The organism is Rheinheimera sp., from assembly GCF_020217005.1.
In the GTDB taxonomy this organism is placed as follows: domain Bacteria; phylum Pseudomonadota; class Gammaproteobacteria; order Enterobacterales; family Alteromonadaceae; genus Pararheinheimera.
In genome coordinates, this window is record NZ_JAIWOI010000234.1 from 1 (window position 1) to 10,000 (window position 10,000).

At 46.8% G+C, this 10,000-nt stretch carries 8 protein-coding genes; 2 read left to right on the forward strand and 6 right to left on the reverse strand.

What is annotated here, in order from left to right:
* From alaS to LDL40_RS11500, 3 genes are all read right to left on the reverse strand, one after another.
* On the reverse strand, nucleotides 1-2,320 hold a 2,320-nt coding region (gene alaS, locus LDL40_RS11490; protein ID WP_367304316.1), incomplete at its 3' end, for an alanine--tRNA ligase.
* A gap of 9 nt (nucleotides 2,321-2,329) precedes the next feature.
* A complete protein-coding gene (locus tag LDL40_RS11495; RefSeq protein ID WP_300995517.1) occupies nucleotides 2,330-2,815 on the reverse strand; it encodes a regulatory protein RecX in 486 nt (161 codons plus the stop codon).
* Between the two features lie 2 nt (nucleotides 2,816-2,817).
* Nucleotides 2,818-3,540 (reverse strand): hypothetical protein, encoded by a 723-nt coding sequence (locus LDL40_RS11500; protein WP_300995518.1) that lies wholly within the window; start codon nucleotides 3,538-3,540, stop codon nucleotides 2,818-2,820.
* A gap of 255 nt (nucleotides 3,541-3,795) precedes the next feature.
* Between LDL40_RS11500 and LDL40_RS11505 the strand changes: the two genes are divergently transcribed.
* Entirely contained in the window at nucleotides 3,796-4,806 is a 1,011-nt protein-coding gene (locus LDL40_RS11505) for a DUF5924 family protein (RefSeq protein ID WP_300995519.1), read from the forward strand.
* A gap of 76 nt (nucleotides 4,807-4,882) precedes the next feature.
* Here LDL40_RS11505 and LDL40_RS11510 read toward each other — a convergent pair whose 3' ends face one another.
* Nucleotides 4,883-7,045, reverse strand: a complete 2,163-nt coding sequence (locus tag LDL40_RS11510) for a S46 family peptidase (protein ID WP_300995520.1) — start codon at nucleotides 7,043-7,045, stop codon at nucleotides 4,883-4,885.
* 178 nt (nucleotides 7,046-7,223) lie between these two features.
* Between LDL40_RS11510 and LDL40_RS11515 the strand changes: the two genes are divergently transcribed.
* Nucleotides 7,224-7,733: a TIGR00645 family protein gene (locus LDL40_RS11515; protein ID WP_300995521.1), complete on the forward strand. Its 510-nt coding sequence runs from the start codon at nucleotides 7,224-7,226 to the stop codon at nucleotides 7,731-7,733.
* A 28-nt stretch (nucleotides 7,734-7,761) separates the two neighbouring features.
* On the opposite strand, the gene pelA is transcribed toward LDL40_RS11515, so the two are convergent.
* Both pelA and LDL40_RS11525 read right to left on the reverse strand, forming a co-directional pair.
* Nucleotides 7,762-8,937: a pectate lyase gene (gene pelA / locus LDL40_RS11520; protein ID WP_300995522.1), complete on the reverse strand. Its 1,176-nt coding sequence runs from the start codon at nucleotides 8,935-8,937 to the stop codon at nucleotides 7,762-7,764.
* Nucleotides 8,937-10,000 (reverse strand): aldehyde dehydrogenase family protein (locus LDL40_RS11525; RefSeq protein WP_300995523.1); only part of this gene is annotated, 1,064 nt, incomplete at its 5' end. The genes pelA and LDL40_RS11525, both read right to left, overlap by 1 nt.

Below are 10,000 nucleotides of genomic sequence, written 5' to 3' on the forward strand. Positions count from 1 at the left end.
CTGCAATCAGCACTTTAACGCCGTTAATCACTTGCACCTGCTCCAGCAAAGAAGCACCGGCAGCGCTGGCAAGCTTAGCTTTTAATTGCTCCAGCTCTTTTTCTAAGGCTTTGCGGCTGTCCATGGCTTGCTGCACTTTTTCAGCAATAGAAAAGACATCGCCTTTGAGCATTGAAGCCACAGTTTGAGCTTGCTGTTCCAGCTTGTGCACAAAAGCTAAAGCGCCTTCACCAGTCACAGCTTCAATACGGCGAATACCAGCAGCTATGCCGCTTTCGACCACAATTTTAAATAAGCCGATATCGCCAGTGCGGGAGACGTGAGTACCACCACAGAGTTCAATCGAGAAGTCGCCCATGCTCAGCACACGCACTTCGTCATCGTATTTTTCGCCAAACAGCGCCATAGCACCTGCAGCTTTGGCCTCATCCACATTCATCAGACGGGTCAGCACTTCGTGGTTTTGTTGGACTTGCTCGTTGACCAGTTGTTCGATACGGCGGATTTCATCGGCTTTGACTGCTTCAAAATGCGAGAAGTCAAAACGTAAACGCTCTGAACCTACTAAAGAACCTTTTTGCGTTACGTGCTCACCTAAGACGGTGCGAAGCGCAGCGTGCAATAAGTGTGTGGCCGAGTGGTTTTTACGAATAGCTTCACGACGGGCATTATCAATGGCTGCATCGACTAAATCACCAATAGCCAAAGCACCTTTTACGCTGCCTTTATGGGCAAAAGCTTTACCTACTTTAATGGTGTCAGCAACCTGGAATACCGCGCCGTTAGCCAGAGTTAATACACCTGTATCACCTGCCTGACCACCGGACTCGGCGTAAAACGGCGTTTGGTCCAGGATCACCAGCGCTTGCTGTCCATCTGTCAAAGAGTTAACAGCATTGCCTTCCAGCAGAATTTCTACTACTTTGGCTTTGCCCTGAATTTGGGTGTAGCCGGTAAAGTCGGTGCACTGGGCCGAAGTTAATGCCTGGTTGTAATCAGCTCCAAAGTTAGAAGCTTGTTGAGCGCGTTTACGCTGCGCTTCCATCGAAGCTTCAAAGCCTGCCTGATCTACAGTTAAACCACGCTCACGCGCCACATCACTGGTTAAATCCAGTGGGAAACCGTAGGTGTCATACAGCTTAAAGGCCACTTCGCCCGGGATCACTGTGCTGCCATTCAGCTCTGCCAGAGCTTCTTCCAGAATCCCCAGACCACGTTCTAAGGTTTTACCAAACTGCTCTTCTTCCAGCGCCAGCACTTTTTCAATCACGGCCTGCTTTTCAATCAGTTCAGGGTAAGCTTCACCCATTTGTTCTGCCAAAGCGCCGACCAGTTTGCTGAAAAACACGCCTTTAGCGCCCAGCTTGTTACCGTGACGGATAGCACGACGAATAATACGGCGCAGCACATAACCGCGGCCTTCGTTGGATGGCATCACACCGTCCGCCACTAAGAATGAACAGCTACGGATATGGTCAGCGACCACACGTAACGATTTGTCGTTTAAATCCTTCGCGCCTGTAATTTCTGCAGTCGCTTTTATCAGCGCCGCAAAAGTATCGATTTCGTAGTTGCTGTGTACGTTTTGCAAAATGGCTGCAATACGTTCCAGGCCCATGCCTGTATCCACGCTTGGTTTTGGCAGTGGTTCCATCCGGCCATCAGCGTGACGGTTGAACTGCATAAAGACGTTGTTCCAGATCTCAATAAAACGATCGCCGTCTTCTTCTGGTGAGCCCGGTGGACCACCCCAGATATGATCGCCGTGATCATAGAAAATCTCAGTACAAGGACCACAAGGACCTGTGTCGCCCATAGCCCAGAAATTATCAGAGGCATAAGGTGCGCCTTTGTTGTCACCAATGCGGATAGCGCGCTCTACTGGCACACCAATCTCTTTGGTCCAGATATCAAAAGCTTCGTCGTCTGTAGCGTAGACAGTGATCCAGAGTTTTTCTTTGGGCAGCATCACGACTTCAGTTAAAAACTCCCAGGCGTATTTAATAGCGTCCTGTTTGAAGTAATCACCGAAACTGAAGTTACCCAGCATTTCGAAGAAGGTATGGTGACGGGCTGTATAGCCTACGTTTTCTAAATCGTTGTGTTTACCGCCGGCGCGTAAACAACGTTGTGCTGTCACAGCGCGGTTGTAGCTGCGTTTATCCTGGCCTAAAAACACATCTTTAAACTGCACCATACCAGCGTTGGTGAAGAGTAAAGTAGGGTCATTGCCTGGGATCAGTGAACTACTGCTAACGATTTGGTGGCCTTTACTGGCAAAAAATTCCAGGAAAGCGCGGCGAAGTTGTGCCGAAGTCATATACATATCTTACTCTTCTTTAAGCTCTGCAAATACAAGTTGGATAGTGTCACTGCCAAAACCACGGCTTTGTAAATAACGCATCCGTTTAAGTTTGTCCTGATAATCCGATATGGGTTTATCCGCATATTTTTTCCGATAGGCTGAAGTGGCAACTTCAAACCAATCTATGTTTAATTCTTCCAGCAGCTGCTGTAGTAGTTCTTTGTTAATGCCCTGCTGCGCACAAAACTGGCTAATGTAAAACCATCCATAGCCTTTATGCAACTTTGCGTTGACCTGCATCCGGGCATAACGTAATTCACTTTGGTAATTGCGCTGCTGTGCCCAGTCCAGCAGACTTGCACTTTGTTCGGCCGAAGCGCCCTTTTGTTTCAGCTTTTGTTTTAGCTCCAGCGCACTGTATTCCCGGCGCGACAACAACCCCAACAGCCATTGCCGCAATTCCTGCTCCGTTAGAAGCTTTGGCTCTTGCGAAGGCTGAGGCTCTGTCATGCTTATACTTCCAATACCGCAGGTGCTGAATTATCCAACTGTAAGGCAAAAAACGCGCTGAAGGATAAAAAGAACGCCACTTGCAGCAGTGGAACTATGACAATAAAAGCAAAACCCAAAGTCACAACACCTAACATACCTAAGCCGACTGATAAAATACCAAATAAAGTTAAAGCGCCGACATTACGCCAGCAGGCGGTCAGACTGGCGATTAAAATTGCCTGTAAACGTTGTTCATTCAGGAAATAAGCGATAGCAACCGCATAAGCAAACAACATAAAGACTAAACTAAGGACCGCAGCGAGCAAAAACATAGTCACAGGGTCAACTACACCAGCCTGAGTTTGTTCCATCATTTGAGCAGCCAACAACATCAACGGAATATTGGCCAGCAAGTTAGCTCCCGCCAATCGGATGAAAGTGCGACGATATCGTTCTTCTTTGAACACGCTAAAAAGTAATTGAAAATTCACCGCTTGTTGTTGCTGCAACAGTACTATGGTTTTATAAAAACCTGCTGTCAAAAACGGGTTCGCCAGCACCAGAATCACACCTAGCACAGGATGCAGCTGTGCCACTAAACTCAGTACTGTAGTAAAAGCCACCATAGCAATCAGCGTCGAAGGTGCCTGACGGAACAGTTCCCATGCTTTAGTCAGCCATGACAAAGCAGCCTGCATTGGCACCCGACGTATAATAAGTTTTACCTGCACTTTCTGATCCACGAACTTCAACCCTTCTTTCACTTCAGCAGCCGCAACTCTGATAGTTACGAAATGAGGCGTATCTTACTGCAAAAAGGCACTGGGTAAGAATAGCTGGCGCAGAAAAAGCCAGATTTAGCAGCGGATCATCCAACTTTGCCATGGTTAGGATCATTCTGGCGGCAATACAGCCATGTCTGGCGATAACAGCGTATAGTGCGGCAGGTTAATTCAAACAGGCGTAGATCAACAGCGATGAATACAGATGGAGAGCAAATGCAGAGAATTCTGAGTGCTTTTGTCTGGCTAAGTGGGTTAACAAAAAAGTACTCGGGCCTGGTGGCCTTGTTTGGCTTTTGCACAGGTTTGTTTAGTTTGTGGCAAGTAGAACGTCGTGAAGAATTTGCCCAGTTTTTTGCTATTTTGATGGTGGTTGGCTGGCTGTGGCTAACAGGAGAATACTGGCTACGCAAAGGTTTGCTGCATAAGTTTGGGATTTCGTTATCCAAAGACATAACCCATTTAATCACGCAGTTACTGCATCAGGAAACTTTGTTTTTTGCCTTACCTTTTTTTCTGGCAGCCACTGACTGGGACCAACCTCAAGCCTTTTTTACTCTGTTATTGCTTTGTTGTGCTTTGGTGGCCGTTATTGACCCGGCCTATAACAGACTACTGACAAAGCAAAGAGCTCTGTTTTTGCTGTATCACTGCTTTTCTTTATTTGCTGTTTTGATGGTGGTCTTGCCGCTGCTGTTTTTTATGACCACCACCCAAAGTCTGGGTTTGGCACTTATTATTTCAGCTTTGCTGAGTATTCCGAGTATCCGTCCCTTGTTGGCGCAACCAGGACGCTGGCGTTTACCTGTGTTATCCCTGTTGTTAGTGGTAATGGCCACCAGCATCTGGTTTAGCCGCAGTCTGATCCCTGCCCCAGTGTTAAATCTGAACGACATTCGGCTGAGCCAACATATGGATTATGCACAGCGCTTACCTGGAGCGGCTATTACTGAGTTGTCGCAGGCTGAGCTAAAACGAGGTCTTTATGCCTACACTTCTGTGCGGGCACCACGGGGCTTAAAAGAACAGATTTACCATGAGTGGATCCACAATGGTCAATCGATCGAACGCATTCCGCTAAATATTTCAGGTGGGCGGGAGGGAGGCTACAGAGCCTGGACACGCAAACAACAGTTTCCACAAGATGCTGTGGGCAAATGGAAAATTCGGGTAGTTACGGATTCGGGGCAGTTATTAGGGGCTATTAGATTTACTGTAACGCCTTAAACCGGGCGGGGACAAGCCTAGATAGCGATTTGTCTGGAATTTGAGACGGGCGGGGACAAGCCCCGCCCCTACAGGGCTATTCTTTCACTATGGTCATTTCTTTCAGAAGATTAGTCGCGCCATCTACATTCTCCATTTGCCACAGCATATAACGGCTGTCGACATGGATAGAGCGGTTAGTTGCAGGGTCATAATCCCAATTGCCGATAATACCTTCAATCACGCCATCAAATAACAAACCAACTAACTCGGCTTTGCCATTTAACGTCGGGGATCCCGAGTTCCCGCCTGTAGTATCCACTGTACTTAAGAAGTTCACCGGCAAGTTGTTATAGACCGCATCTTTATAAATGCCAAAGTCTCCCTTTTTCAACGCTTCGATCTGAGCTGGCGGCGCATCAAAAGGGTCTACCCCGGTTTGTTTCTGCAAAATACCAGCTGCGGTAGTGAATGGCTGATAGGACACTGCGTCTTTTGGCTGATAACCTTTGATAGAACCAAAAGTAACACGCAAAGTGCTGTTGGCATCAGCATAGACTGGTTTACCATTGGCCTTATTAAAGGCAATGATGGCTTCCATCACTTGAGGACGGGCTACAGCCAGCTTACCTTTGTGTTCTTTATCTGCATTTTCCAGAGCGAGTTCCGTTTCATACATCGCCACTGCGTATTGGATTAACGGATCATCACTGGCTTTGAATTCTTCAACAGATTTTCCCATCCAGGCGAGACGCTCTACTTCATCAGACAGTTTAGTGGCCTGATACAGTCCTTCGAGTTTAGTGCGCAGCGCCGCCAGATCCAGCTCACCTGAACCTATACCAAAATATGCATCCAGAGCAGACAAGCGCTGTTTAGCTGGTAATTTAGCGTAGTGTTGCAGGAAATGCAGCATCAGCTCTTGCTCCACTTTGGCATCAAAGCTGCGGGATAAACGTTTCATACTGGCAGAAAAGCGCTCTAAATCACGCTGTTGGAAACCAATTTCACGTTCTGCGTCAGGCTTTTGCTGCTCATGGGCTAAGCGGTATAACCTTTTGGCGGTATTAAACAGCTGACCATAACTTAAATAACCTAAAATCAGGTCGCGCTGCTGGTTTTGCTGCTCTTCCGCTACCAATTGTTGCAGGCTGCGTACAGCAGGCGCATATTTGGCCTGACGAGCCGGGCTGGATTTAATCCACAGATTCAGCGCTTTATCAAACTGATCTTTACGCAGTTGTGTATCGCCCTTTTGGTAGCTGGCGATCATGCCTTCGAAGTTTTTAGCGTAATTCGCCAAAGATGCCAGAATACTCTCGTATTTAATTCGTGCCTCAGAGCCTTCAGCTGAATGCTGTTTAATCACAGCTATAGCTTCTTCGCGATAGGCCTTAGATAAAGGCAATACCTGAGTGAACTGATTTTCAACTTCTGCAGCGGTATTGTACCTGTTGGTGCGGCCAGGATATCCAATCACCATGACAAAATCATTTTCTCTCAATGGTTTAGCAGATACTTTTAAATAAGATGGCGGTGTAAAAGGCACATTATCTGCGCTGAAATCAGCAGGTTGGCCATCTTTGCCGACATAAGCGCGGTAAAAGGAATAGTCGCCTGTGTGGCGCGGCCACATCCAGTTGTCGATATCGCCGCCAAATTTACCTATGCCTGAAGCTGGCGCATGCACTAAACGCACATCGCGAATTTCCATCTGTTTAATCAGGTAGTACTCTAAGCCACCATGAAAACTGTAGACATCACAACGATAACCTGGGGTCTCACAAGCGGCGATTTGCTCTTTGCGCAGCTCATCAATACGGTCAAAGCGAGCTTTGCCCTTGAGTTGTGGAGTCAATTCCTGATTAATTTGCGGCGTGATATTGGTCACCTCCTGAGTTACAAATATTTTGGAACCCGGAGCAGCAGGTAATTCTTCATCTAAGTCTTTGGCTAAAAAACCTTTGGCCAGCAAGTTGTTTGCTGCAGTGCTGTTGTGCTGAATGCTGCCATAAGCGCAGTGATGGTTGGTGACCACCAGACCCTGATTAGATACAAATGACGCTGTGCAACCGCCTAAACTAATCACCGCATTCATAGGAAAAGCAGTGAGCTGGGCAATACTTTTAGCATCAATTTCCAAACCTTTTTCTTTGAGGAGTTGTTCAAGTTCAGGTAACTGATGAGGTTGCCACATCCCTTCTTCGGCATGGGCAAAAGTGGCGACGGACAACGCCAACGCAAGCAGAGTTTTTTTCATTTGGAATTTCCTTGGCATAGAGGCCCAGACAAACTAACAGCTCAAGAGCGCAGTGCTGATGCTGTTGCGGGTAACGACGCTCATTGTGCGATATTTTGCAGCAAAGTAAAACGGCCGGAGGCTTGAATTTCTGCACTATTTGCCCCATAAACTGAAGTCTTATATTCAAGGAGCAGTAATGGAACAACTAATTGAAAAGGCGATGTACGCTACCCGCTGGCTGATGGCACCAATTTATCTTGGCCTAAGTTTAGCTTTGTTGGCTCTGGGCATTAAATTTTTTCAGGAAGTGTTCCATATAGTGCCTGTCCTTTTCACCATGAAAGAAGTCGACTTAATTCTGGTGATCCTGTCGCTGATTGACATCACCCTGGTTGGAGGTTTGATTGTAATGGTGATGTTTTCTGGTTATGAAAACTTTGTCTCACGACTTGATATTGAAGGCGACAGTGAAAAGTTGGGCTGGTTGGGGAAATTGGATTCTAACTCGCTGAAAAATAAAGTAGCAGCCTCGATTGTGGCAATATCATCTATTCATTTACTCAAAGTATTTATGGATACCGAAAATATTCCGAATGACAAAATCATGTGGTACTTGTTGATCCATATGACCTTTGTATTGTCTGCTTTTGCTATGGGTTATCTGGATAAAATTACTAAAGTGGCAGGTAACAAAGACAATTTTTGAAAGCAGCGCTAACCCTGCAGAGGCCGCGCTACTGTATACTTTGCTCAATTAAAGCAGCCTTCCATGTCAGGTAATACTCAAGTACGGCTTCGGCATTCGATTGATACCAGCCATAACCTATTTGTCTTTCCAACGAAAGCTCATCCATAGATCGGACTACTCTGCCATCGCGGTCTACAAAAAGGGCTCGTTGCTGTTCCAGATCATAAAATCTGGCCCACAACCCTGATGCAGTTTGCTGCTGTCGCCACTGCACCCCATGCGGGGTGCGGATCATCAAGCTGTGGCTGATTCGCTTTTCTTTAAACCAATGCACCGCAGCTTCTACACTTTTAATAACAGCATCAGAAGGCCTGACTCTTTGCATCAGCAGCAAAGTCACTGCTGCGCTTTCACTGCTGATTAAAGCTGGTAATTCATAAGCTCTGGCTTTGATGGGAACAAGTGTTATCTGGTCATACTGTGAAGCCCAAACGGTCAGTTGGCCCTGAACTATCAGCTGCATTTTTAGCAGCAATTGCACTCCTAGTTCAAATTGCGCCGCAGCTTGTTGTTTAAGGACAGGATCAACAAAGGCAAACAATGGCTCTGTTGCAACCTGATGTAATAACGTCAGTAGATTTACCATTACATCATCATTCAGGGTAATAGCATCATGATAACCACCACGAAGTGGATAAGTCTGAGCAAAACCACCATTGGGGTATTGGGCCTGCAGTATCAGAGCAATAGCCTTTTGCACTGACTGCCGGATTAGTGGTTGTAGTTGTCGGTCAGCCAAAGGATAAAACATGGCCAGCCAGCTTAATTCCGCACTGGTGGCATTGTTATCAAAAGTCGGAATGTAATCAGCCTCAACGCCAAAGTATTGTCCTTTTTTCCGGGCAGCCGACCAGCTGTTGGTTCTTTTACTCCAGCCACCTGAAGGGGTCTGAAAACTCACAATATTCAATGCAATACGCCGGGCCTCTTCAGCTTCAAGCTGATACGGCAATAAAGGTTCAGTGCGACCAAAGCCTTTATCGTACAAAGCAGGCAAGGGCTGTGGCAGATCAGCGTGTTGCAATTCGTGTTGCAGCAACATTTGATCTTGTTTTAGCAGCAGCTCTGATCGCTGCTGATGTCGCAACCAACTGTTTGCTGGCGTCTCTGCAGCCACAGCCCCAAGGCTGCTAAAAAGCAGCGCCGTGGCCCAAAGCCGCATCAGAACAGGAAATCCGTGGCTAAAAATTGTGATGAGCCTTGTTTAATCATCTCTTTCATTAGCGCTATTTGTTCAGGGTTGTATTTACAGGCGACTAAGGTTGGAATAGAAAACTGCAGCAATGCATCTTCTACCGACAAGGTGCCTTCCGCTGAGTTTTTCCGTCCGGTAAAAGGGAAACTGTCGGGGCTACGCTGACATTGGCTGTTGATGTTAATACGGCCGACCTGATTGGCGAAGATATCTACCAGTTCACCAATTTGCTGTGCATCCTGGCCAAAAATACTCAATTGCTGACCAAAGTCAGAATGGATCACATAATGAATCACTTCACTGATATCGTCATAAGGTACCACTGGTACTAGAGGCCCAAACTGCTCTTCCTGAAACAGGCGCATCTGGTGATTGACCGGATACAACAAAGCAGGACGCATTAAGGATCCTGCGCTTTGACCGCCTTGAGGATTGATCACTTTGGCACCCTGAGCCACAGCATCCGCAATCAGACTTTGCAAAAACTCGACTTTGCCAGGTTCAGGTAAAGGCGTAATCTGCACTTTGTCAGTCCAGGGTAAGCCTAACTGTAAAGTACTGATCGCCTCCGACAGCTGCTGTACAAAAGCATCAGCCACAGCACGATGGACAAAAAACAGTTTTAACGCCGTGCAGCGCTGACCGTTAAAGGACAAAGCGCCAGCCACGGCTTCTTTGACTGTTAAATTCAAATCGGCATCGGGTAGCACTATGGCCGGATTTTTTGCGTCCAACCCCAGTACAGCGCGCAGACGATGTGGTCGTGGATGCAGTTTTTTTAAGTCACTGGCGCCTTTATTGGTGCCGATAAAAGCAAATAAATCCACACTGCCACTTTCCATCAAAGCACCAACGGTTTCACGGCCACGACCATAAATCACGTTAATCACGCCAGGCGGAAAAGATTCAGCAAAGGCCTGCAACAATGGTTGTATTAATAACACCCCATATTTAGCGGGTTTAAAAATAACAGTATTTCCCATAATCAAGGCAGGGATCAAGGTAGTAAAGGTTTCATTCAGCGGGTAGT

What these genes read in the sequence shown, in the direction of transcription:
- LDL40_RS11495 (WP_300995517.1), bottom strand. Translation starts at nt 2,815, where the DNA reads ATGACAGAGCCTCAGCCTTCGCAAGAGCCAAAGCTTCTAACGGAGCAG.
- LDL40_RS11505 (WP_300995519.1), top strand. Translation starts at nt 3,796, where the DNA reads ATGCAGAGAATTCTGAGTGCTTTTGTCTGGCTAAGTGGGTTAACAAAA.
- LDL40_RS11510 (WP_300995520.1), bottom strand. Translation starts at nt 7,045, where the DNA reads ATGAAAAAAACTCTGCTTGCGTTGGCGTTGTCCGTCGCCACTTTTGCC.
- LDL40_RS11515 (WP_300995521.1), top strand. Translation starts at nt 7,224, where the DNA reads ATGGAACAACTAATTGAAAAGGCGATGTACGCTACCCGCTGGCTGATG.
- pelA (WP_300995522.1), bottom strand. Translation starts at nt 8,937, where the DNA reads ATGCGGCTTTGGGCCACGGCGCTGCTTTTTAGCAGCCTTGGGGCTGTG.